Below are 24,974 nucleotides of genomic sequence, written 5' to 3' on the forward strand. Positions count from 1 at the left end.
TCTGTATTTTTTCTTTAAAAGCCTGTTCAATTTTGTTGGACAGGCTTTTTTGTTTTAATGGAGCGCGCTTTAAATATTGCCACAGATGCTCAGAAATCACAGAATAATTTTTGCTTTTTACGGGTTCCTTTCTCTATTTGGTCTATGTTTCTATGCGCCTTCTATGTGGTGAAATACCTTTTCAGTGTATTCTGTGGCAAAAAAAACAGAATATCTAAACTCTTACGTCCAGCTTCACACTGATTTTAGGTTTAAAGATTGGCACATTAAACAATTTTATATCTTTGCGGAAGAAAAGATATACACATGAGCAAATTTTTTGGGTACTTGCTAACTCCGTTTTTTTACTTGGCTTTTGGTTTAACGCTTTGCGTTTTTCATCCCATTCAATGGGTAGCGTATAAGCTATTTGGATATAAAGCACACAAAAAATCGGTTGATGTATTAAATTTTTTTTTAACCTACACACAACTTATTCTGTGTAATTCTATCCGATTTGAAAATTCGTTCGATTTACCTACCGATAGACCCATCATTTTTACGGCGAATCACCAAAGTATGTACGATATACCATCCCTCATTTGGTTTTTGCGTAAATACCATGCTAAATTTATTTCAAAAATAGAGTTAGCAAAAGGTATCCCTTCCATTTCCATTAACTTACGCTTGGGTGGCGGCGCTAACATCAACAGAAAAGATAATAAGCAGGCTATTTCTGAAATTATTAAGTTAGGCCGAAGAATGAAAGAGAATAATTGGAGTACCGTTATTTTTCCAGAAGGCACCCGTTCTAAAGATGGGAATGTGAAAACTTTTCAGTTTGGGGGGATTGCCACCATTTTAAAAGTAGTACCAAATGCCTTGGTTGTACCCGTGGCAATTCAAAATTCATGGAAAATTGTTCGCTTCGGCACTTTTCCACTAACCACCGGAAACGCTTTAAAATGGACGGTTTTAAAGCCTATTGATGGCGAGGGAAAAACACCTAATGAAATAACCGAAGAGGCCGAATTGGCCATCAAAAAGATTTTAGGGCAATAATTCCTATTAGATATTTTTATTGCCAATTACTTTAAAGAACTCATCGCGATAAGTGTCGCCAACGGGTATTGTTTTATCGTTAATGCTGATTCGGCTACGTTCTATACTTTCTATTTTATCAATGGCTACAATATACGATTTGTGAACACGGATAAATTGGCTTTCAGGCAATGCTTCTTCCATTTTTTTCATGCTCTGTAAGGTAATTACGCGCTCATCTTTTGTAAAAATAGAAATGTAATCTTTTAAGCCTTCAATGTATAAAATCTCGTGCAAGTAGATTTTTTGGATTTTATGTTCCGTTTTAACAAAAATAAAATCTTGAATAGGGTTGTTTGAACCTGCAAAAGCCATGTTTGGGTTTGCTGCCGCCACAGCTGGTTGAGCTTGAGGTGTTTCAGCAGGTTTTACCAATTTGTGAACCTTCTCTACAGCTTTGTAAAAGCGGTCGAAAGCAATGGGCTTAAGCAAATAATCCGACACATTTAAATCGTAACTTTCGAGGGCATACTCAGGATAGGCCGTTGTTAAAATGTAATGACATTTGTTACCTGCAATCTTTAAAAACTGAATTCCGGTTAATTCTGGCATTTGAATATCTAAAAAAACTAAATCTATACCACCTGTCTGAACCAATTGCAATGCTTCGATAGGGTTTTCGCTTCGTTTAACAAGGGTTAAAAAAGGCACTTTGGAAATGTAATCTTCCAAAATATCAAGCGCAAGAGGCTCATCGTCAACAACAATACAATTTAAGTTCATGATAGTTTAGGTTTTTAACAATACATACGCCCTTTGCAGAGGCCTATATATCAATCATTAGTTCGCAAATATAATGCGTAGCCGAATTTACAACATTTAATTTATATCTGTCCGGATAAACGAGTTGTAATCTTCTTTCCACATTGGTTAAGCCAACACCGCCTTGAGCATCTTTATTTTGTGTTCCCTTTTTATTGATTACGCTGAAATGCAAGATTTTTTGGTTGGCAGAAATATTTATCTTAACGGGGTCAAGGGGGTCGGTTACAATACCGTGTTTAAATGCATTTTCAACGAATGAAATCAGCATAAGCGGAACAATTTTTTGGTCGTCAATTTCGCCATTTAAACTTAACTCAATATAGGCCCCATCTTTAAAACGAATTCTTTGCAGCTCGATATAGCTGGTTAAATAATCTACCTCTTTGCTTAAAGAAACGGTGGGCGTATTGCTTTCATAAATCATGTAACGCATAATTTCAGAAAGTTTTAGAATGGCATCGGCTGTTTTTTCCGATTTTTGATAGGCCAATGAGTAAATGTTGTTTAAGGAATTGAATAGGAAATGTGGGTTTAACTGCGATTTTAGAAATTGAAGCTCCATTTCTCTTCTTTCACTTTCTAGATTTCGTTGAATCCGCTCACTGGCAAACCAATCAATGGTAAAGCGGATAATACAACTTGATATTAAAAAGAAGCCGGCAATAAAAGCAGATCCGAACGCAAAATCTGTAACCGGGGTATCTTGCAATTTACCTTCTCGGTTAAGATGTTGCAATAGTTCGGTAGGATATAGAACAGCAATACCTGTTTTTAAGAATGCGACGCCAATGATTAAAACAAAAAAAACGATTAGGTATAACCAGTATTTTTTTCGCTTTTTAATCAATCCCGGAATAAGGAAAAAATAATTTACATAGTAAGTTGAAAGATTTAAAATGCCAAAAACACCAAATGTTAAAACGAAATCTTTAAAAGTAATGTGGGAAGTATCGCTTGAAAAAAGCTCAAAAGCGATAAGCAATAGAATTAGAATCCAGAAAAGGCTGTTTAATATAATTGGAGCTTTACTTTTTTTCATCTACGTTAAAATTTACCTGCATGATGTGGTTCTTTTCTTTTGATTTTCTTTCATAAAGTTGGATCAACTTGATGCCTCCAAAATAAGGAAAGTTTTACGCTTTCGATAATGGAATCTACGAACAGGCATTTTTTTTCTACGAACGGCCCAACGGTTAAAATTTATCGACCAACGCCCAAATTGGCTGTTTATCTAGAATCTTAAACACTTGGTATAATAGATTTTAGTAGGATTATTTTCTTTAGTTCCTTTGAAGTGTAAAACGAAAACAAAATGAAAAATTTAGCAAACACATCACCATTCTTACTTTTATTAGTACCTGTATTTATGGCTTTGGTATTTACGCTTACACTTCATGCCAATCAAAAAACAGATGAGGTAGTAGTAAAGCCAGCTAAAACAACTGTTTCAGCAGTGAAACAAGCGTTGGTAGTATTTAACTAATACTTGTGCGTGCAAGCATATAGCCAATATGCTGTATGCAATAAAATAGAAGAAGACACATGGCTTGCTGTTAAAGTAAGTAGCAAATGTGTCTGCCGGGCGAAAAAATGGATGAAAACATCGTCTTTATTTTAGCCAGACAATTTAAAACAATCATCTTTTAAATGACAGAGGCGCTTTCCAGAAAATTGGGGCACTAAATAGGAAAATAAAAGGTTTTACTATATATTTAAAACAAAGAAAGCCTGCATTTTTTATGCGGGCTTTACTTTTTTATGAGGCGTTACTATTTATTAATAGGATAGTACTCTGCTTTTGAACGCCCAAAAGATAAGCTGGTATGTATTTTTTAAATCCAAACGTTTCACCATGTTGCGGCGATGTGTATTTACGGTATGTTCGCTTATGAAAAGCATTTCACCGATTTCTTTGCTGTTATAACCATGCGATAACAATTTTACGATTTCTACTTCTCTATCACTTATCGCATTTTGATTGCTGTCAAATAAGATATTGTGCGTCATTTTTTTGTTTGATTTAGCACGTTTGATTTTTTCAAACCTGCATTATTGTTTATAATAGGACGAATTGATATATCAAATTTAGGGATATCAATTTTAAGTATTAAGCGCAAATTCGCCCTAAATGAAAGGGTATTTTTACGGTAGTGAAAATTCAAATAACAGTTGGTAAAGCTGGTTGAAATGCCGAGTTTTATAAAAAAATAATCCCGAACAAATTATGAGTAAAGAATTAACTCCAGGCAGTATCACGGTCGAGACTGCAAGAGAAATGGTTGAAGCATTCACAACCTTTAGTGAAACACAAGCAAGCGATTGTTATACAAAAGCAGTTTGGTTTTCCCTAGCACAAATAGAAGGAATTTACAACACCATTAAGCAGCAAGGTGGTGATGGTGTTCGTTTGTACTACGCACAGTATACCAAAAACACCATTGGCGAAATGCCTGATGCGTATAATGGTAGAAATACCCTAATTTTTGTGCCAACTAAAGCGAGTAAAGGAATGGGCGATCCTATACACGAAGACGATTTAGATGTAGATCCTGTGAATCAAGGTTCGTTATGCCCTCAAGAGTGCTCAGGTACATCCTTATAGAAAATGATAAAATTTTTAACGCTCAGTATAATCAGCGAATTGGCATGTTTATTAGTTGCTTTCTTTACGCTGTATAAAGATAAATCGCCATTTTGGCGTTCCATGTTTTATTTTATGGTGATAACCTGTTGTGTAGAACTCGTTGCTCGAACGATGGGGGCTGTATATGGTTTATATAATACGTGGTTATTTAATTTATATATTTTAATTGAAGTAGCTGTTATTTCGTTTGGTTATTATTATTTAATAAAGAGATTTACTGCAAAAGCTAAGCCGGTTATTTTAATCGGCTTAGCTCTTGTTTTGGTGGTTTACTCGGTAGAGACCTATAGCCATGGGATTATGGCATATAACAACATTACGCTAAATGTTTATTCAACATTGTTTGTGTTGTATGGACTATATTATTTTTATCTTCTACTAAAAGACGATGACTTTGTACAGTTAACCGTTCACCCAGAATTTTGGTGGTGTGTAGGCCTCCTTTTTTTCTGTTTTGGAGGGACTGTAATGAATTTGTTTAACGATAAGTTCAACATTAAAATAACCGAGCATCATTCTATTCGGTATTACGTTTATAATTTGTTGAATTTTATTTTATATGCCTTCTGGGCTTACTCATTTATATGCAGGGCACGCCAACGGAAATTGCAACACTCATAATTATTTCAACGCTGATATTTTTATTAATGCCAGCATTTTTGCTTGTTTACATTCGTTTGTACAATCAGCATAAGCGAAATCATGCGATGGAAAAGCAAAATATGCAGCAGAAATTTGACTCCGAAATTCTGAAAACATTAGTAGAGGTACAGGAACAAACGATGCAAAGTATTGCGGCAGAATTACATGACAATGTGGGTCAGCTTTTAAGTTTAACTACTTTAACCTTGAAGTCAATACAACTGTCGAGCCCTGAAAAGGCAGAAAAGAAAATTGAAAATTCACTTTCTCTTTTAGGTAAATCCATTAAAGAGTTGAGGGAATTGTCTAAGCTTTTACATGGCGAGCAGTTGGTAGAAGGTGGCATTGGTTTTGCCATTCAGCAAGAGATTAACTGGCTAAACAAAACCGGAGCTTACACGCTCTGTGTGAATAATCGATTGTTGGAGATAAATTCTTTATCCAAAGACAAGGATTTAGTAATCTTGCGTTTATTGCAAGAGGTTATCAACAATATTATTAAACATGCCCAAGCTACTCAAATTAATATTGATGCTTATTTGGAGAACGATAAATTACACCTTTACATTAAAGAGAACGGAGTGGGTTTTAATTATGATGAGGTAAAGGAAAAAAAATCGGGCATGGGTTTAAATTCAATTCACAAACGTGTGGATATGATTAACGGAAAATTAGCACTATCTTCGAGTCCGAATAAAGGAACTGCTATCACCATTGAAATCCCGTATCCCTAAAGATGCCCGAACCAATCATTTCTATTGCCATTGTAGATGACCACACGTTATTCCGCTCAGGTTTAGTTAGCTTACTCGAAGAGTTTGAGGAGTTAAATATTGTTTTTGAAGCCACTAATGGAATAGACTTGCAGGCTAAACTAGCCCAATCCAATCCCGTTCAATTAATTTTAATGGATATTAATATGCCTCAAATGGATGGTTATCAAGCAACCAAATGGGTGAAGGATAACTATCCTGGGATATTTATACTCGCGCTAAGTATGTTTGAAGAAGAGCAGGCAATTATTGGGATGTTGCGCGCAGGTGCTGTGGGGTATATGTTAAAGGAATCGAATCCTAGCGACGTGTTAACCGCTATCAAAGCGATTGTTAGTAAAGGATTTTACATGAATGAAATGGTTTCGGGAAGGTTATTGATTGCCGTTAAAGATGGTGATTCCAAACCCATTTTTACACCGCGCGAACTTACATTTCTGCAGCATTGCAGTACGGAGATGACGTATAAAGAAATAGCGGATTTAATGAGCGTAAGTCCCCGTACGGTTGATAATTACCGCGAATCTTTGTTCAGTAAGCTCAACATTAAATCGAGGACCGGTTTGGTGGTATATGCCATTAGAAACAATATCATCTCGATTTAAAAAAACGAATTTTCTTTGATAACTATGCCTTTAGTTATATCTTTATAGATATGAACGCTATTTGTTATGGGCGTAAAAATAAATTTTGTTATGGAAATTAAAGATTTAACCAAGGCCGAGGAGCAGATTATGCAGGTTTTGTGGCAGTTGAAAAAGGCTTTTGTAAAGGATGTTATAGATAAACTTTCAGAACCCAAGCCTGCTTATAATACCGTATCAACCATTATTCGTATTCTCGAAACAAAGGGTTTTATAGGCCATGAAGCTTTTGGTAAAGCGCATGAATATCACCCTTTAATAAGCAGAGAAGAGTATAAACGACATGCTACGGAAAAACTATTGGGCAATTATTTCGAGAATTCGGTAGAAAGCATGTTTTCTTTTTTCGTGAAGGAAGAAAAATTAGATGTAGGCGATGTGGATGAGATTTTAAAAATGATTCATAAAATTAAAAATCAGCCAAAATGAGTTATGCTCACTACTTGTTGCAGGTAAATATTTATCTAGTCGTTTTTTACGCCTTTTATAAATGGTTGCTGGCTAAGGAAACATACTTTGTTCTGAACCGTTTTTATTTGGTATTGGCGGGTGGTTTATCGCTTGTGATACCTTTTATCCGTTTAGAATGGCTTTTAAATCGTGAAGCCACAAAACAAGTATATAGCACAGTGAGTTGGGAGATGGTATTGGATAAGACTACTCAGATTTCCAATCAAACAGATCGCTTTAGCATGGGGCAACTGGTTACGTATATTTATTTGGCAGGCGTTGTGTTTTGCGTGGGTAGGTTGATCTATAACTTCATCCAAATTAAACGCTCGATCAAATTGGCTAAAAGTGGTGCTGCTTTTGTGTTTTTCAAGAAGAAAATAATTGATGCAGATTTACCTCAGCACCGTGTGGTGGATATGCACGAGCAAGCGCACATTAAACAATGGCATACTATTGATGTGTTGTTTTTTGAAATTTTAGGCATTATAGTTTGGATAAATCCAGTGATTTATCTGTTTAAACGAGATGTTAAAAATATTCATGAATATTTGGCCGATGAAATGGCTGCTGATTTTCAAGGAGATAAGGCTGAATATGCGTTGTTGCTGCTCAGCAAGTCTTTCGGTGTGTCGCCAAATACGTTAGCAACGGGATTTTTTAAAAAATCCTTAATCAAGAAGCGGATTTATATGTTGCATCGGGAGCGCTCGAAAAAAACAGCTGTTTTAAAATATGGAATTGCGATTCCCTTGTTGGCAATTTTTGTGGTGCTTTCTTCGGCTACGGTTCGAAAAAACGAGGAGCTTATTCAACTTTCGGAGCAAATACCAATGGATAAGTCTATCAATCGTGTCATGGATATGATTGAAGAACCGAATAACCAATTAAGCAAGGCTGTTTTGGATGAAGCATCCCATGCCGTAGATGAAAGCGCAAAACGTACTGAACAGGTTCTTGTATCGCCAAGAATTAAGAAATCTAGAGATGCCGAAGTTAAGAAGCTTGATGAAGATTTACAGGTGCATGATTTTACCTCGCTTGATAAGGCTCCTGAATATCCGGGAGGAGTGGCCAACTTGTATAAATTTTTAGGAAGCAACATCAAATATCCCGAATTGGCGCAAAGGAATAAAGTACAAGGGAAAGTGTTTTTGTCGTTTCTGGTTGAAAAGGATGGGCGTTTGGACGATATTAAAGTTATAAAGGGCTTAGGAAGTGGCTTAGATGAAGAAGCATTGCGGGTGTTAAAAGAAAGCCCTAAATGGAATCCGGGTTCAGTTAATGGGCAGCCAGTGCGTGTTCGCTACCACATTAATGTTAACTTTTCTTTAAATAATGAAGAGGCTTCGTTCTCGAGAATTAGGATAAGAGGTAAAGTAAAGGAACCAGAGCAAACCTATTTAAGCGATGGGAGGGTGGATGCTTCCAATGCGCCACTGTATTTTGTAAATGGAGTAAAAGTAGAAGAGCCTCTTGCAATAAATAACTTGAATCCAAATGATATTAGTAGCATTTCGGTTTTGAAGGATAATAGTGCTACCGTTTTATATGGACCAGAAGCAAAAAATGGTGTCATTTTAATTTCAACCAAAGCAAAATAAGCGCCTAGCCTACAAGAATTATCAATAAAACACATAAAAAATGAAAAAATTAGCATTTGTACTGGCTTTAGCAGCCTTTGGAGCAACCAATGGATTTTCGCAGGAACAAACTCCTGTGAAAAAAGATGGTAAAATTGTAGTGAGCGGAATAGACCATGGAGAAAAGGTTTTAATTGTTTTGGATGGAAAAAAGCAGGATGTTCTGGGCGTTAAATCAATAGATGACTTGGATAAAAACTCGATTGAATCTATTCAGGTACTAAAGGGCGAAGCAGCAATTAAGCTTTATGGCATGGAGGCACAGAACGGTGTGCTGCTAATTACAACAAAAACGGGTGTAGCGGATACATTGAAAGGAAAGGTGCAAAATGGAAATGCACCACAAGTTGAAGTATTAAGTGGCAGCATTGCAGCTTTTAAGGTAGATGGTTTAAAAAGCAATGGTATGTCGGCGGTGACCATAAAAGATAACGCCGGAGCAGCAAAAAGTAGCCCTGTTTATTATGTAGATGGGATAGAAGTGGATAAAGATGCACTAAAATTTATAGCTCCTGATACCATAGAGCGTGTAACGGTTTTAAAAACACCAGATAGTACAAAATTGTATGGAGAAAAAGGTGTGAATGGGGTTGTACTGATCGTAACAAAAAAGATTGAAGATAATTAATAAGCTATTAAGTTCATGAAACTTTTCCTAATGACCTTTCATCATTAAAATATGAATTTAAGATTCATATTGCCGACCCGCATTGCACATTAGATTAATAGAGATATATTTCAAATGCTATGAATCAGTGAGGGCTTTTATCGTAATAACACTTTGATGTTTTTTTATTTATAATAAAATATTGTATTTGTAAAAAAAAAAGTAATATATTTGAACTATACGACTCTCATTATGAAAAAAATATCAATTGCTATAAGTATGCTTATTTGTCTTTTAGCATGCAAAGAACTTCCTAAAAAAGAAATAATTATATACAACCAATCATTTTCTTATGGTTTTCAAGCCGCACAAGAAGAGAATAAAGGTCTTATTTTAATCTCCAATAAAGCTGGTTGTACTATGTGTGAATTGTTCGGTGTATGATTTCAGTACACTGGATTTTTTTTGTTTAATTTTATACATATAATTCTATTATGAAGAACACAGTCAAAAATTATATAGGCTTTATTATATTATTATTAACAATTCATTTTAACGCAAGTGCGCAAGAAGAGAAGGTAGTTACTAACGGAGGAGGTGGGTATGGTATTGCAAAAAGCACTAAACTATTTAAAAAGGTTATAAGGTTGGTCAATGTAGATACCAATGAACCTATTAAAGACTATTTCATTACAATAGCAAAAAACAATACGGCTTTTTACTCAACCAAGACAAATGCAGGAGGTTATGCAACAATTGTTTTCAATATGAGCAATTACTATCCTAAAGTTGAAATTAACTTAAACGACAATAAATATAAACGGCCTGAATGGAAAGAGGATCGCAATGTTGTTTTTTATAAGCCTTTAAATGAAATTATTGAGTTTAAAACCAAAAAAGACTTGATTGACACAACTCTTGTTTTGCTAAAAAAAATATAAAACTTTCATTTTGTGTTTAGTGTCGAAATATTTTCTTTCAACAATGTTCTTCATCTGTGCATTTCATTGTGTGTACAGTCAAGAGAATGAAAAAAAAGCAGTTGAGCTTAATACAGTAACAGTTAAGGGTAATAGGAACCCATTAAAAGAAACAGCAAAGGGGGTGGTATTAGATATTAGTAAATTGCCAGATGCCAAATTACTAACCCTATCTGAAATATTGAGCAGCATACCTGGTATAGAAGTTAAAGATAACGGTAATATTTCCTACATGGGTAAAAGTTTAACTTTATTGCGTGATGGAGTAAACGTCGCGGGTTTTGCTAGTCAGTTGATGAATAGTTTAAAGGGGGCTAATATTGGGTCAAATTATACAAAAATAGAGCTTAACTTATACAACTTGAAAACTGAAGGACCTACGCTTAGTTTTGTTGCAACTAAATACGATGAAGGTTATTTTGGTAACATAATGTCTAATGCGGGTAGTAATTCAGCAATGGCAATGGGAAGTGCGTCTTTAAGCAAGAAAAATTACCTGCTTAACCTTAACGCATCTGGTAATTTACAATATTCGCCTTCATCAACTAACCGTAGCGAGACTTATTTTAGTCAAACCCAATTAAAAGAAAACAGAGATGCCTATATGAGCGGCACTAATTTGCAGGCTTATAGGTTTAGCCTAAGCAATAGTTTTTTTATTAATTCCCAAAATACATTTAATGTGTCTGGAACTTACGCCTTTTCGGGTTTCAACTACAGAACTAATACTTTTACTCAACAATACCAAAACAATGTTTTAATAAATAGCACCATTACCTCGCTTAGCAGTAAAACCCCTATTGCTAAAAGCCCCGACTTTAGTGTAAAACTTAGCTATGTGTATAAACCAAAAGCATCAGAAGTAGTAAACCAACGTTTTGATATGGCTTTGGAGTATGATAACGCCAAAAATTTGGATGAAAGTTATGCTAACTCTCAAACGTTAAACAATAAATTTTTGCCTTATAGCAATTATGTAAGTAACAATGCAAAAAAAAATGTAAACTTGTTTGGCTTATTAGGCTATGAATACAATCATTCTGAACTGGGCGATTTTGAGTTTATGGCTCGGTATTTTAGTCGTAAAAGTAACGAGTTATATGATTTTATTTATGAAACAGATGCGAGTGGTAATATCGACAGGCTTCTTCAGGCCAATACCATAACTTATAATTATGGCGCATTGTTGGCAGCTTGGAGTAAAAATTTTGAAAAGTTATCGGTTAGAACAGTGATTAAACAAGACTTTAGTAACGATTACATTGCCAACCTAAGTGGAAGAGATAAATTTAACTTTTCAACTTTTTCTCCCTACTTATCCCTACAGAAGAGTTTAACAAATGGTAACATACGCTTTGAAGCAAAATTCAGCCAAAGTAGGCCAACATTAAATAGCCTTTCGAGTGTTATCCATTACGGGGCTCAGTTTAATCAAAATAATGTAGTAACTATTGGTAATCCTTATTTAAAACCATCTAAAACATTATATTTTTCGGGCGTGTATAATATCAATATAAAAGATGTAAATGTTATTATTACGGGTATTTATCAACACGAAACCGATGCGATTTCATCTTTTCTGACGTCTGATACAAACAATGTTCAAATACGTACTTACCGAAATTTGGCAGTTAAAGATGAATTTAACAGTGATGTTTCTGTTAATTTTTACTTATTTCCTCGCTGTACATTACAATTGTTTACTAAAAATGGTTTTGGTGAGTTTAGAATTAAAGATGAGGAAACTCAAAACACATACAGCTGGGAAAATGGTTTTAAGTTAAATTTTACACCAGTACCTAATATTCGATTAGGAACCAATGTAGGAATTCGTGGAGGTACCAATTTTCAATCTAAAAGTAAAGCCCAAATAAACTCTAGTTTAAGTGCGAGTTATTTAAAAAATAAAGCAAGCTTTACTTTCTCGGTAATCAATTTTCATCAACCTTATTTTAACACTTATAACTGGATATACGGCGAAGGTTATCAGAGTTATGTAGAAAGTCGAAGTCGACGTTTAATTGCTAGCTTAACTTTTGGTTATAGCTTTGGTAAGGTAACTAAAAGATCTACAGTAATGGGTAAAGATATTAAAAAGGATGATATGTGATTCTGTTGATAGGGACTTATATTGAAAATAAGATTTGTTTAAAATCAGTAATCTAGTGAAAATTCTTCATGAGTATAATAAAGGCGTTAAAACCATGTGGTTAAAGTGACAGCCAAAATTTTCAATCATAACTTATCTAAAAAACGATTTTCATAAAAATACAAAACCCAGTACCAATCAAAAAGTTATCAGGTTTTAGTAGCGAGGTTGGAAGTTTATTCGGAATTCCGGTATTGCAGTAAATCAGAACTTGACTATAAACACAAAACCCCAGCTAAAATAGTCTGGGGTTTTGTGCTTTCTCTCCTGTCTCGGAATTATAAAAATAAATATTTTTTAATAGTAATGCAAATTTTGCAGAATTTAATTTCTAAATATGTAAAATTTCAATATGCATGCATAGTGTTGTTGCTAGTTTCGCAAACTTTTATTTTGTTTTGAATTTGTTTTATTCTGTTTCGTTTTTCTTTTTTAAGCTTTCGTATGATTGGTTTTGAATTTCATAAACACTTCAATTTTTTTAAGAGGAAGATAAAAGATTATTCATTTTCGGCTGTACAATTTGCCTGATAGTGTATAGGGAAATTTAATGAATTGGCGATAAAACACATCTTGCCAGCTTCGCTATGCAGCGATTGAGCTAATTCAATCTTAGCCTTGTCGGCGATTAATACTTGTGGTTGGAGGGTTACTTCTTTAAACTTTCCACTTCCATCGGCTATTTCTTCCATCGTGCCCGTTGCTTGATCTTTATAATCGATTACAATGATTTCATTTTTTGAGCATAAATGTAAATACCACAGCATGTGGCAACTTGATATAGCGGCTAGAAGTAAGTCTTCGGGATTGTATTTTGTTTTGTCGCCCAGAAATACGGAATCTGAAGAACCCATGATTTCGGGTTTACCTTCTACGGAAATGGTATAATCACGATCGTATGAACGATAGTCCATGGTGCCTGAGCCTTTGTTGCCGGTCCAGGTTACAGTAGCTGAATAAAGGTGTTGTTTTGACATAGCTAAATATGGTTAGAATTCTTATACCCAATTTAAGCATTTTTCTGTTGATTGTTGAACCATTCTTAAAAAATATGCCTTTTGTGAAGCTGTTCTCTACATAATTGCAGGATCTTTTGTGTCCTAAACCCGATTGTACGGATGCCCTTTTGGGGGCAGTAGGGAAAGCGGGGCTGAACGTTGCTTAGATGCAGGGAATGTGCTTTTCTAATTTTTTGAGATATTTCGCTGCTTATATAAAATAATGTATACATTTGCCGCATCATTAGGGGTGCCTTGTTTTTTACAAAACACAAAAACAGGCTGAGATCATACCCATTTTGAGGTGAAAGGGAAGAGATATACATCTGCTGACCACACTTTAAATGCACCTGATCCGGGTAATGCCGGCGTAGGGATTGGAGTTATGGAAGTTTAACTAAAAATCGGGGATACCCCTATTTCCGATGGGTTTTACTTAAAAAACAAAAACATTGAAAAAATTACTTTTTGCAACCTTTGTTGCAATGATGCCTGTTTTGGTATGGGCACAAATTTCTGTTACTGGCCGGGTAACCAACCATGAGCAACGTGCTTTGGCGGGCGCCACCGTTCGCTTGAAAAATCAGAAAACAGTTGTTTTAACGGATGAAAATGGAAACTATACCTTGAGTAATTTAGCTCCGGGTAGTGTAGTGGTTAGTGTGAGTTTTGTGGGCTTTAAAACGGCTGAAAAAAGCCTTCAATTAACAGCCAATACTACCGCTAATTTTGCATTGAATGTGCAGAATTTTTTAGCGGAAGAAGTGGTGGTAAATGCCACACGTGCCAATGAAAAGTCTGCCACCACCTATAAGAACGTTAGCAAAGAAGAAATAAAGGAAAATAATTTTGGTCAGGATTTGCCTTTTATTTTACAAAATACTCCGGGTGTGGTGATTTCGTCTGATGCTGGTGCGGGTGTTGGTTATACGGGCATTCGTATTCGCGGCAGCGATAATAGTCGTATTAATGTAACTGTAAACGGCATTCCGATTAACGATAGTGAGAGCCAAGGTACGTATTATGTAAACATGCCCGATTTTGCTTCGTCAGTTGATAATATTCAAATTCAACGCGGTGTTGGTACTTCTACCAATGGAGCAGGCGCTTTTGGTGCCAGTCTGAATATTCAAACCACGGGAAGTGAAGATTTGCCTTATGCGGAATTGAATAATACCTATGGAAGTTTTAATACCTGGAAAAATACCGTTAAAGTGGGTACGGGTTTAATTCATGATCGATTTAGTTTTGATGGACGTTTATCGCGCATTAGCTCGGACGGATATGTAGATCGTGCTTCATCTTTATTAAAATCCTATTTTCTTTCGGGAGCATACAAAGGCAATAAAGATTTGCTTCGGGTAAATGTTTTTGCAGGTTCAGAGAAAACATATCAGGCTTGGAATGGTATTCCGGAATCGCGATTGACCAATGACGCTGCGGGTATGCAGGCGTATATTGACCGTAATGGTTTAGGTCCGGTTGATGCCGCAAATTTGTTAACGTCGGGCAGAACTTACAACAGCTTTTTATATGAAAATCAGACGGATAACTATTGGCAAAATCATTATCAGTTGTTGTATGCTAGAAAGTTAAGTGAAAAACTTTCGTTTAACGGTGCATTGCACTATACCGATGGAAAAGGGTATTATGAAGAGTATCGCCCGGATGATGAATTGGTTAACTACGGTTTAAATAATGTGATTATTGGCGGGACCACGGTAACGAATACGGATTTAGTTCGTCAACGGTGGTTGGATAATAAATTTTACGGGCTTACTTATTCGTTTAACTATGTGCCGAGCAACAAATTTAACGTTACATTAGGCGGTGCATATAATGAGTATGATGGTGACCATTTTGGTAAAGTGATATGGGCGCAATATGCGTCGAACAGTACTATTGATGGTCATTATTACGATAACACAGGTTTTAAAACGGATTTCAATGTATATGGCAAGGCAAATTATAGTTTGGTAGAGGCTTTGAGTTTGTTTGTCGATTTACAATATAGACGTGTTGATTATACCATCAGTGGTATAGAGAATAAGCAAAATGTAGTTTCATTAAATGAGACTTTAAATTTCTTTAATCCGAAAATTGGGGCTACGTATTTTATAAATCCTGAAAGCAATTTATATGCGTCGTTTAGTGTTGCCAACAAGGAACCGAATAGAAATGATTATACAGATGCCGATCCGGGTGTAACGCCTAAACCGGAGCGTTTACACGATTTAGAGGTGGGTTACCGCATTAAAAACAAAACATTTAATGTAGGCTTGAATGCTTATGGCATGTTCTATAAAAACCAATTGGTGGTAACTGGTAAAATAAATGATGTTGGAGGTTATTATCGTCAAAATGTGGATCAAAGTTCACGTTTAGGAATTGAGGTAGATGGTTCCTATACCATTAGTAAGCAATTTATAGTAAATGCGAATGCCGCTATTAGTCGCAACAAGATTAAAGATTTTACGGAGTATGATGATGATTACGATAATGGAGGTCAAATGGTGAATCAATATAGTTTAACTGATATTTCCTATTCGCCAAGTGCCGTTTTATTTGGAGAGGTAGCTTACAAGCCTTTTAAAGGATTTGCTATGGCGCTACAAGGTAAATATGTGAGCAAGCAATACCTGGATAATACACAAAATAATGACCGCGCTTTGGTGGGATATTTTGTGAGCAATGCACGCCTAGGCTTCGATTTCTCATTTGCAGGAGTTAAAAATGTAAACCTAGGTTTATTAATTAACAATGTTTTTGATAAACAATATGAAAGCAATGGTTATACCTATGGGTATTTGTATGGAGGTTCTCGTACTACAGAGAATTTTTACTATCCGCAAGCCGGAACCAATTTGCTTTTAAATTTAAACGTGCGTTTTTAATATCGCTATATAACACTTGGGAAAAATCGCCGTTGCTTTGAAGAGAAAACTCTGATAAGTGATGGCGATTTTGTTTTGCTTACATTTGGTGCTATGAAATATATCGAAAAGTTCCAGTTCATTACGCAGGATGCTCCGCATTTGAGTCATGTGGAACAAGCGCAGCTTGCTTGTGAGGCGGGAGCGAAATGGATTCAATATCGCTGTTTAAGTAAGGATGACGATGCTTTATTGCTTGATATTCATCCAATAGCTGAAATTTGTGATGATTGGGGGACCACCTTGATTGTAACCAACCATATCCATTTGCAAGGTAAGGCCGATATTCAAGGTTTTCATATAGAAGATTTAGAGGCTGATTTTATAGCTCTCCGTAAATTACTGGGGGATGATTGTACGCTGGGAGGCTCTGCCGTAACGGTTGATGGAGTATTACGTTTAGCCGCTGAAGGAGCCGATTACATCGGTTTAGGCCCTTTTTCGCTTAGTAGAACAAAGCAAAATGCATATCCGGTGTTGGGACTTGAAGGATATCGCAGTGCGATGGAAAAATTAAAATCGCTCGGATTAAATATTCCGGTTTTAGCCGTGGGGGGTATTCAAGAATCGGATGTGGAGGCTTTGATGCAAGCCGGGGTTTTTGGTATTGCCGTTTCTGGAGCAATTAACTACGCCGATGATTTTGTTGAGGCTTACGAGCTTTTTTATGATAGGGTAAAGGCCTAAAACAGATCTGAATATTTTCTTTAGATTTGAAATTCTCAAATCTAAAATTATGTCGACATCCTCAGCTATATCAAACGGTTCAAATTGGAGTTTAGTTAAAAAAATTGCTTTTCGTTTTTTCTTTTTCCTTTTTGGTCTTTTCATTATTTTACACAATAATGGGGCATTTCCTAAATTCGCTTACCTCATTCAGTATCCAAATCAAGTACTATTTAACTTTGTTCCTTGGTTTTCGAAAAGCATTTTAGGTTACAATTTTCAATTCAATAATGTCCCAAATGGAAGTGGAGATACTTCCTATAGTTGGGTTTTACTACTTCTTATTCTATTGGTTTCTATTATAGGCTGTGTTATTTGGTCAATTTTAGATCGGAAACGTAAAAGTTATCATGCCGCTTATTATTGGCTCGTGGTTTTGATACGTTTCTATTTGGCTTTTACTTTAATAATGTATGGAGCGGTGAAAATTATTAAACTTCAATTACCAGATCCCTCGTTGTATCGGTTGTTTCAAACATTTGGAGAATCTTCTCCAATGGGCTTAGCTTGGACATTTTTAGGCTTTTCTAAAGGGTATAATATGTTTATGGGGATTATAGAAGTTTCTGCATTTCTATTGCTGTTTCGTAAAACGATGGTAATTGGGGCACTTTTATCACTCGCTACATGTGTACAAATAATGGCCGTAAATTATTTTTATGATGTACCTGTAAAAATTGTTTCAACAGCTTTAGTTTTAATGTGCCTATTTATTTTAGCGCCAAATTTTGTGCGAATATTTCGCTTCTTTATTGGGCATGACAATCAACAACTGGTTAGAATTTATAAACCTAAGTTTAAAAGAATATGGATAGCTAAACTAAGCTATGCCGGTAAATATCTATTTATTGGTTTTTACTTATTTGTGCTAATAGAAATGGTTATTTCTATGAATAAAATTAATGGAGCAAATATCTCTAAGCCGTTTATGTATGGCGTTTATGATGTAAAAGTAATGAGCCGAAATGGAATTGAATTACAACCTTTGATTACAGATAGCATAAGGTGGAAACAAATGTTGCTTACGAAGGCAGGCTTTTTAAGAATAAAAACAATGGACGATAGCTTATCTAATTTTTCGGTTGTATTTGATAGAGAAAGGAAAAAATTAGATTTATATTCTCAAAATAGAGAGAATATTCATTTCAAGTTATCCTATAAAACAATTGGAAAAGATAATTTAGAATTTTTCGGATTGAGAAATAAGGATTCAGTTTTTATTAGTTTAAAAGGGAAGGACTTAAAAAAAATACTATTAACCAATAGAGGTTTCCACTGGATAAGCGAATACCCATACAATAGATAAAGCTCAAATCTTGGTACTTGATACTCACTACTTGCTACTAAAATTTTTATCTTCGCTTCATGTCATCACACCATATAGTTAAAGAAAAACAAGAGCCGGCTTTGTATATCGATGAGTTGGGGTCTTTCGATGAAGAATCATTAGGTCAGCTTTTAGAGTGGAGCCCTACCGTATTGGTTAGTGCCAATAGTTACGATAAAATTCTATCACTCGGCTTAAAAGTTGATGTTTTGGTAAATGGATCCAGTACAGATGTGCAAGAGAATACCAAAGTGATTGAAGGTCCTGCTGATGCTTTGATGGTTGCACTAAATTATTTAGTGGAAGAAAAATATCCGGCCGTGAACGTGATAACGGATACCTTTAATTTGAAACGATTCTCAGGCTTTAGTGATACCATCAATTTGGTTGTTTTTACCCATGCTGAAAAATTTTACACCATTAAATCTGGATTTTCTGTTTGGAAACCTGCGGGAAGTATTTTTAATGTACATGGCAATGCGTATTTCGAGGTGAGTAATTTATCTCAAAACGAAGACGGTACTTTTAGTGTTGTAAAGGATGGTTTTGTAGAATTCACTTTTTCAGGTGAACCTATTTTTATTAGCGAATATTTATGATAACAATACGTAAAGGTAAAGAGGAAGATTTAGTATTGATAAAATCGATAGCTGAAAAAACCTGGCCTGATGCTTACCTGTCAATTATCGGACAAGCGCAAATTGATTACATGCTCGACAAAATGTACAATAAAGGTGAGCTGTTAAAACAATTGATGGAAGGCCATGTTTTTCTAATTGCAGAAAGTTTGGAAGGAGCCTGTGGTTTTGCTGGTTATTCGGTTTACAACCACGAAGCGCGAATTTATAAATTACATAAATTGTATGTTTTACCTTCTGCACATGGAAAGGGAGTGGGTAAAATCCTAATAAATGAGGTGTTAGACTTGGTGAAGAGAGAAGGAGCCACCGCTTTACAATTGAATGTGAATAAACACAATAAAGCAAAGGAGTTTTATTTAAAAGCAGGCTTTGTTGTTAAAGATGAGGTTGTTTTGGATATTGGAAATGGATTTGTGATGGATGATTATGTAATGGAGTACAAAATTTCATAAACGACCGTAGTCTTTTTTATATCTTCGCTCATCAGATAAAAAATTATGGAAATATTTGCAAGTTTTGAGACTTGGACATCCCTTATCGTTCTAACACTATTAGAAATCGTATTGGGAATTGACAATGTTATTTTTGTCAGCATTATTTTAAGTAGAGTTCAAGAAAGTGCTCAGAAAAAGGCGCGTGTAATTTGGATGATAACCGGAATTGCATCACGTTGTTTATTGCTTTTTGGTTTAAGTTGGTTGCTTTCTCAAAAAGGGAATTATATTATCCCAGAGGACTGGTTTGGTAAAGGTTTTGATTTGGCGAGTTTGGTAATGCTTTTGGGCGGGCTATTCTTGATTTATAAATCGGTAATGGAAATCCACCATAAGCTAGAAGGCGAGGAGGAGGATCAAAGTGCAGGGAACAAAAAACCATTGAGTTTTTCTCAAGCAATTTTTCAAATCATGCTTATTGACGCCGTTTTCTCATTCGACAGCATTATTACAGCAGGTGGTACCGCAAAGCACGTTGAAGTAATGATTATAGCGGTAATTATTGCCATGTTTATTATGTTTACCTTTAGTCCTAAAATTGCAGGATTCATACAACAGCACCCAACCTTAAAAATGTTGGCCCTTTCGTTTTTAGTGATGATTGGTTTGAGTTTGGTTATAGAAGGATGGGATGCATCTGCTGCGCATGAAATGCACCTTAAAAACTATATTTATTTTGGAATGGCTTTTTCTGTTGGTGTTGAAATGCTTAACATGCTTTTCAGAAAACGTCAAAAGCAAAATGCAGTTAGGCTCAACTCGCCTAAACTACCTACAAAAGAGTAGAATATTTTAGCTCTTTTCGATGAATCCGTCATTGCTACAGTAGGTAACAATGACGGATTTTTTGCGTATATCTTTCTTTTAAAGGAACGTGCTGTTTATTGCCAGCCACCTCCTAACGAGCGATACAAGCCTACAACTGCATTCAGCTGTTCTGTTTTAAGCGTGGTTAATTCGAGTTCACTCTGCAATAAATTACCCTGTGCTAAAATTACTTCTAAATAGTTTGCCATGCCGCTTTTAAACAAAAAACTTGCATTTTTTGAGGCTTGTTGTAAAGTTTGAGCCCTTTTCTCGGCAATGTTATATTGTACCTTTAATTTTTCAATTTTTGCTAATTCATCGGAAACTTCTCCAACAGCATTTAAAACAGATTGACGGAATTGGATAACTGTTTTCTCTCGCTCGATATTTGCCAGCGCTAGATTACTTTTTAGCTGGCCTCTCTGAAAAATTGGTTGTGTAATTCCTCCTGAAACCATTCCAAATAAAGAGGCCGGAACATTAAACCAATTACTTGCTTTAAAAGAATTGATGCCGCCGCTTGCCGTAATTATTAGTGAAGGATATAAGTTCGCTTTAGCGACACCTACTTTTGCGTTAGCGATGGTTAAAGCAAGTTCTGCACTTTTAATATCCGGTCTTCGATTTAACATAGCAGATGGAAAACCCGCATTTAAATCCTGCGGAATGGTCATTTTATCTAAGCGGCTTTCGCGGTTAATATCCTTGGGTAAAGTACCAATTAAAACACTTAAAGCATTTTCTTGTAGCGTTACATTTTGCTCTAAACGCGGGATTAATTGTGCCGAAATCAATTGTTGTGCCTCTGCCTGCTGAATAGCCAATGAAGTTACTTGACCAGCCTCAAACTGTAAATGGATAATTCTCAAAGTGCTATCGTTGAGTTTCAAGTTCTTTTTCGCTACTTCAAGTTGGGCATCAAGCATTAACAAATTGTAATACCCTTGTGCAATGTTTGCTACTAATCGAGTTTGAATCGCTTTGCGCGCCTCTTCTGTCTGCAAGAAATTGGCTAAAGCCCCAGCTTTTTGATTGCGGATTTTCCCCCAAATATCAGCTTCCCACAGTACTCCCAGATTGGCATTGTAATCTTCTATGTGATTTCCACCCGTAAATTGATTCAGGCTTAATCCATTTAAACTATTGTCTGATGGACGATTGCTATTAGCCGTTACCGATAATTTTAATTCCGGCAAGTAACCTAATTTTGATTGTTTAAATAGTACTTCTGCGGCATCGATGTTTTTCAATGCAATTTGCATATCGTAATTTTTAACCAAGGCTGTATCAATTAAGTTTTGAACAGTAAGGTCGCTAATAAAGGTCTTCAAGGGAATTGTTCCAATGCTTGAAGAATCGCTTGAAGCCGTGTTTCTGTACGTATCCGATACAACTTTGGGTAAGGCTGTATCTTTGGAAACAGAGCATCCACTCCAAATGAATGCTATAAGCAGGATGCTAATGATATTAAACCGTTTCATAAATGGTATGATTGTTTGCTGGTTCTTCATGGTGATGAATGACCTCAATTGATTTTCTTGATAATTTTTCTTGTAACGCTTGGAAAATGACAAATAGCACCGGAATAATCAGCACACCCAAAATTACACCTGATACCATCCCTCCGGCAGCTCCAATACTGATAGAGTGATTACCTTGTGCCGATGGCCCTGTTGCGATGCTCATAGGGAATAAACCGAATACAAAAGCAAGTGAAGTCATAATAATGGGTCTTATTCTTAATCTTGCAGCTTCGATGGCTGAATCAAATAAACTAAGACCGGCTTTTCGGCGTTGTACGGCAAACTCCACAATTAAGATGGCGTTTTTCGCTAATAGTCCGATGAGCATAATCAGTGCAACCTGTACATAAATGTTGTTTTCGATACCGGTTAAGCCTAATACAGCAAATACACCAAATACGCCTGTAGGGATTGATAAAATAACTGCAAGTGGCAGAATATAACTTTCGTATTGTGCCGATAATAAGAAGTAAACAAAGACCAGACAAAGAAGAAATATCACCGTTGATTGTCCGCCCGATGAAATTTCCTCGCGGGTTTGTCCTGAGAATTCATACGCATATCCAGTAGGTAATTCTTCCTTGGCGGTTTCCTGTATGGCTTTAATTGCATCACCAGAACTGAAACCCGGTTTCGGGATTGCATTCACCTCAATAGAGTTAAAGAGGTTGTAACGCGAAGCCGTTTCTGAGCCATACACGCGTGTTAATTTAACCAATGTACTAATTGGGACACTTTCTCCGTCTTTATTTTTAACAAATACGCGGTCAAGACTCGAAGGATCTGTTCTGTCCTGAATATCGGCCTGAACAACTACCCGATAATATTTACCAAAACGGTTAAAATCGGAAGCTTGTGCCGTTCCAAAAAAGGTCTGCATGGTTTGTAAAATGTCTTTAACACTTACGCCCAATTGATCGGCTTTTTCGTTGTTAACATCGAGTTGTAGCTGAGGATAATCTGCTTTATACGAAGTAAAAGCATAAGCAATTGCAGGTTTTGCCATTAACTTGGCAATAAATTCATTTGCTACACCACTAAATTTATCGAGTCTGCCGTTTGTTTTATCCTGGAGCATGACATTTAATGCTTCAACATTACTAAAGCCCGGAACCGTTGGAAAACTAAAAACAAAGAAAGTACCAGAAGATATCGCAGCCATTTTAGCTCGTACGATGTTTTGTATCTCATCGATGTTTTTTACGGCTCCTCTTTCTTTGTTCGGCTTTAACAATAAGAAAATCTGTCCTGCAGAAGGACTATTAGAGGCAGTTAAAAAATTATAACCGGCTAACGACATCACAAATCTTGCAGATGGCATGGCGCGCAGTTCTTTTTCGGCTTGCTTAAGCATTTTGTTGGTGTTGCTTAAGGATGTTCCTGATGGACTAGAAACGGCGATCGCTACAAAACCTTGATCTTCCGTAGGGATAAAACCGGTTTTAGTTTTACTTACCATAAAAACGGTAAGACCTACAATTACAGCTAAGCCAGCCATGCTAATCCATTTATGACGGATAAGTACTTTTAAGCCGCCGATGTATCTGTTGGTCATATAATTAAAACCACCATTAAAGCCGGCGTAAAATTTTTCGACAAATCCCTTTTTAGGTGCATGATGCCCATCTGCAGCATGTTTGTTTTTCAAAAATAGCGCAGCTAAAGCGGGACTTAAAGTTAAAGCGTTAACAGCGGATATGATAATGGCTATCGCCATTGTTAAGGCAAACTGTTTGTAAAATATACCCGTTGAGCCAGTCATAAAACCAACCGGTAAAAATACAGCTGCCATTACCAAGGTAATAGAAATGATGGCCCCTGTGATTTCATTCATGGCCTGCGTTGTTGCTGATTTCGGACTCAGTGTAGGATCTTCTTCCATTTTTGCATGAACCGCTTCGACCACCACAATCGCATCATCTACCACAATACCAATTGCTAAAACCAACGCAAACAGTGTTAGCAGGTTAACCGAGAACCCAAACAACTGCATAAAAAAGAACGTACCAATAATGGCAACAGGTACAGCAATGGCAGGAATTAAGGTCGATCTGAAATCTTGTAAGAAGATAAAAACAACAATAAATACTAATAAAAAGGCTTCTATTAAGGTGTGTTCTACTTGGTTAATAGATTCATCAAGATCGGTTTTGGTGCGATAAAATTGATTGTATTTAATCCCCGCTGGGAAATCTTTTGATAATTTTTCCATTAATTTATCAAGAGAAATCTGGATTTCATTGGCATTTGAGCCTGATAATTGAATAACTCCGATGGTAATGCCATCATGGCCGTTTAAGCGGTTTACACTACTGTAGCTATATGCACCTAATTCAACACGTGCAACATCCTTTAATCGTAAAATAGAACCATCAGCATTGGAACGAATGGCAATGTTTTGGTATTCTTCGGGTTTGGTCAGCTTTCCTTTATACTTGATTACATATTCGAAAGTCTCATTGCTGCGTTCCCCAACTCTGCCCGGTGCAGCCTCTAGATTTTTATCTTGGATAGCGCGAATCACTTCATTTGGTGTGATTTTGTAGGTGGCTAATTGACTGGGGTTTAACCAAACACGCATCGAATAATCTTTGATACCACCAAATACAGTAGCAGAACCTACCCCCGTGATGCGTTTAATTTCGGGAATGATATTAATTTGAGCATAGTTATTTACAAAAACCGCATCGTATTTTTGTGGGTCTTCCGTGTAAATGCCAATCGCTCCGATAAAACTGTTTTGCTGTTTGGTGGTGGTAATCCCATATTGTACAACTTCTGCCGGTAATTGGCTTGTAGCTTGCGAAACACGATTTTGTACGTTTACGGCCGCCTGATCGGGATTTGTACCTTGTTGAAAATATACGGTTATGGCTAAGGTACCGTCATTACTGGCGGTTGACGTCATGTACGTCATGTTTTCTACACCATTGATTGCTTCTTCAAGAGAAGGCGTTACTGAGCGTAAAATAGTCTCGGCATTCGCGCCGGGATATACCGCTGTTACCAACACAGAGGGAGGCGCGATATTAGGAAATCGCTCCAAGGGTAACTTTGTTAAGGCAAGTATTCCAACAATTACTAACAATATGGAAATAACAGTGGATAGTACAGGCCTATTTATGAATTTCTGAAACATGGATTTTAA

The 24,974-nt window shown here is 36.2% G+C and carries 24 protein-coding genes; 18 read left to right on the forward strand and 6 right to left on the reverse strand.

What is annotated here, in order from left to right:
* Positions 1 to 306 precede the first annotated feature (306 nt).
* Positions 307 to 1,041: a lysophospholipid acyltransferase family protein gene (locus ACJVDK_RS14915; protein WP_443937461.1), complete on the forward strand. Its 735-nt coding sequence runs from the start codon at positions 307 to 309 to the stop codon at positions 1,039 to 1,041.
* A gap of 6 nt (positions 1,042 to 1,047) precedes the next feature.
* Here ACJVDK_RS14915 and ACJVDK_RS14920 read toward each other — a convergent pair whose 3' ends face one another.
* A complete protein-coding gene (locus ACJVDK_RS14920) occupies positions 1,048 to 1,803 on the reverse strand; it encodes a LytR/AlgR family response regulator transcription factor (protein WP_443937462.1) in 756 nt (251 codons plus the stop codon).
* 43 nt (positions 1,804 to 1,846) lie between these two features.
* Complete coding sequence (locus tag ACJVDK_RS14925) at positions 1,847 to 2,884, reverse strand: sensor histidine kinase (RefSeq protein WP_443937463.1); 1,038 nt, start codon at positions 2,882 to 2,884, stop codon at positions 1,847 to 1,849.
* A gap of 273 nt (positions 2,885 to 3,157) precedes the next feature.
* Here ACJVDK_RS14925 and ACJVDK_RS14930 point away from each other — a divergent pair, with 273 nt between their 5' ends.
* Positions 3,158 to 3,328 carry a hypothetical protein gene (locus tag ACJVDK_RS14930; RefSeq protein ID WP_443937464.1) on the forward strand — a complete coding sequence of 57 codons (171 nt, stop codon included), beginning with the start codon at positions 3,158 to 3,160 and terminating at the stop codon, positions 3,326 to 3,328.
* 293 nt (positions 3,329 to 3,621) lie between these two features.
* Here the strand turns inward: ACJVDK_RS14930 and ACJVDK_RS14935 are convergent, their stop codons facing one another.
* Positions 3,622 to 3,852 (reverse strand): response regulator transcription factor, encoded by a 231-nt coding sequence (locus ACJVDK_RS14935; RefSeq protein WP_443937465.1) that lies wholly within the window; start codon positions 3,850 to 3,852, stop codon positions 3,622 to 3,624.
* A gap of 217 nt (positions 3,853 to 4,069) precedes the next feature.
* On the opposite strand from ACJVDK_RS14935, the gene ACJVDK_RS14940 reads away from it, so the two are divergent.
* The 10 genes from ACJVDK_RS14940 to ACJVDK_RS14985 all read left to right on the forward strand — a co-directional run bounded on the left by ACJVDK_RS14940 (position 4,070) and on the right by ACJVDK_RS14985 (position 12,338).
* Positions 4,070 to 4,447 (forward strand): hypothetical protein, encoded by a 378-nt coding sequence (locus ACJVDK_RS14940; protein ID WP_443937466.1) that lies wholly within the window; start codon positions 4,070 to 4,072, stop codon positions 4,445 to 4,447.
* A gap of 3 nt (positions 4,448 to 4,450) precedes the next feature.
* A complete protein-coding gene (locus ACJVDK_RS14945) occupies positions 4,451 to 5,110 on the forward strand; it encodes a hypothetical protein (protein ID WP_443937467.1) in 660 nt (219 codons plus the stop codon).
* 26 nt (positions 5,111 to 5,136) lie between these two features.
* Positions 5,137 to 5,865, forward strand: coding sequence for a sensor histidine kinase (locus ACJVDK_RS14950; RefSeq protein WP_443937468.1), 729 nt, complete (start codon positions 5,137 to 5,139; stop codon positions 5,863 to 5,865).
* A 2-nt stretch (positions 5,866 to 5,867) separates the two neighbouring features.
* On the forward strand, positions 5,868 to 6,509 hold the full coding sequence (locus tag ACJVDK_RS14955) for a response regulator (protein ID WP_443937469.1): 642 nt from the start codon (positions 5,868 to 5,870) through the stop codon (positions 6,507 to 6,509).
* 90 nt (positions 6,510 to 6,599) lie between these two features.
* Positions 6,600 to 6,977 (forward strand): BlaI/MecI/CopY family transcriptional regulator, encoded by a 378-nt coding sequence (locus ACJVDK_RS14960; protein WP_443937470.1) that lies wholly within the window; start codon positions 6,600 to 6,602, stop codon positions 6,975 to 6,977.
* Positions 6,974 to 8,602, forward strand: a complete 1,629-nt coding sequence (locus ACJVDK_RS14965; protein ID WP_443937471.1) for a TonB family protein — start codon at positions 6,974 to 6,976, stop codon at positions 8,600 to 8,602. Before ACJVDK_RS14960 ends, ACJVDK_RS14965 begins: the two co-directional genes overlap by 4 nt.
* A gap of 40 nt (positions 8,603 to 8,642) precedes the next feature.
* A complete protein-coding gene (locus ACJVDK_RS14970) occupies positions 8,643 to 9,269 on the forward strand; it encodes a TonB-dependent receptor plug domain-containing protein (protein WP_443937472.1) in 627 nt (208 codons plus the stop codon).
* A gap of 231 nt (positions 9,270 to 9,500) precedes the next feature.
* A complete protein-coding gene (locus ACJVDK_RS14975; protein WP_443937473.1) occupies positions 9,501 to 9,692 on the forward strand; it encodes a hypothetical protein in 192 nt (63 codons plus the stop codon).
* Positions 9,693 to 9,742: 50 nt separating this feature from the next.
* A complete protein-coding gene (locus ACJVDK_RS14980; protein WP_443937474.1) occupies positions 9,743 to 10,189 on the forward strand; it encodes a hypothetical protein in 447 nt (148 codons plus the stop codon).
* 43 nt (positions 10,190 to 10,232) lie between these two features.
* Entirely contained in the window at positions 10,233 to 12,338 is a 2,106-nt protein-coding gene (locus tag ACJVDK_RS14985; protein ID WP_443937475.1) for an outer membrane beta-barrel protein, read from the forward strand.
* A gap of 539 nt (positions 12,339 to 12,877) precedes the next feature.
* Here the strand turns inward: ACJVDK_RS14985 and ACJVDK_RS14990 are convergent.
* The gene (locus tag ACJVDK_RS14990; RefSeq protein WP_443937476.1) at positions 12,878 to 13,354 is read right to left on the reverse strand and encodes an OsmC family protein; all 477 of its coding nucleotides are present in this window, start codon (positions 13,352 to 13,354) and stop codon (positions 12,878 to 12,880) included.
* A 473-nt stretch (positions 13,355 to 13,827) separates the two neighbouring features.
* Between ACJVDK_RS14990 and ACJVDK_RS14995 the strand changes: the two genes are divergently transcribed.
* The 6 genes from ACJVDK_RS14995 to ACJVDK_RS15020 all read left to right on the forward strand — a co-directional run bounded on the left by ACJVDK_RS14995 (position 13,828) and on the right by ACJVDK_RS15020 (position 20,282).
* Complete coding sequence (locus tag ACJVDK_RS14995; protein ID WP_443937477.1) at positions 13,828 to 16,269, forward strand: TonB-dependent receptor; 2,442 nt, start codon at positions 13,828 to 13,830, stop codon at positions 16,267 to 16,269.
* 93 nt (positions 16,270 to 16,362) lie between these two features.
* The gene (locus ACJVDK_RS15000; RefSeq protein ID WP_443937478.1) at positions 16,363 to 16,995 is read left to right on the forward strand and encodes a thiamine phosphate synthase; all 633 of its coding nucleotides are present in this window, start codon (positions 16,363 to 16,365) and stop codon (positions 16,993 to 16,995) included.
* 49 nt (positions 16,996 to 17,044) lie between these two features.
* Positions 17,045 to 18,340, forward strand: coding sequence for a hypothetical protein (locus ACJVDK_RS15005; RefSeq protein WP_443937479.1), 1,296 nt, complete (start codon positions 17,045 to 17,047; stop codon positions 18,338 to 18,340).
* 59 nt (positions 18,341 to 18,399) lie between these two features.
* Positions 18,400 to 18,960, forward strand: coding sequence for a thiamine pyrophosphokinase (locus ACJVDK_RS15010; protein ID WP_443937480.1), 561 nt, complete (start codon positions 18,400 to 18,402; stop codon positions 18,958 to 18,960).
* Positions 18,957 to 19,454, forward strand: a complete 498-nt coding sequence (locus ACJVDK_RS15015) for a GNAT family N-acetyltransferase (RefSeq protein WP_443937481.1) — start codon at positions 18,957 to 18,959, stop codon at positions 19,452 to 19,454. Before ACJVDK_RS15010 ends, ACJVDK_RS15015 begins: the two co-directional genes overlap by 4 nt.
* Before the next feature lie 45 nt (positions 19,455 to 19,499).
* The gene (locus ACJVDK_RS15020) at positions 19,500 to 20,282 is read left to right on the forward strand and encodes a TerC family protein (protein WP_443937482.1); all 783 of its coding nucleotides are present in this window, start codon (positions 19,500 to 19,502) and stop codon (positions 20,280 to 20,282) included.
* A gap of 95 nt (positions 20,283 to 20,377) precedes the next feature.
* Here the strand turns inward: ACJVDK_RS15020 and ACJVDK_RS15025 are convergent, their stop codons facing one another.
* Positions 20,378 to 21,784 (reverse strand): TolC family protein, encoded by a 1,407-nt coding sequence (locus ACJVDK_RS15025; protein ID WP_443937483.1) that lies wholly within the window; start codon positions 21,782 to 21,784, stop codon positions 20,378 to 20,380.
* Positions 21,771 to 24,965, reverse strand: coding sequence for an efflux RND transporter permease subunit (locus tag ACJVDK_RS15030; RefSeq protein WP_443937484.1), 3,195 nt, complete (start codon positions 24,963 to 24,965; stop codon positions 21,771 to 21,773). Before ACJVDK_RS15030 ends, ACJVDK_RS15025 begins: the two co-directional genes overlap by 14 nt.
* Positions 24,966 to 24,974: the final 9 nt, after the last annotated feature.

The sequence above is a fragment of the Pedobacter paludisoli genome, from assembly GCF_052344095.1.
Classification (GTDB): domain Bacteria; phylum Bacteroidota; class Bacteroidia; order Sphingobacteriales; family Sphingobacteriaceae; genus Pedobacter.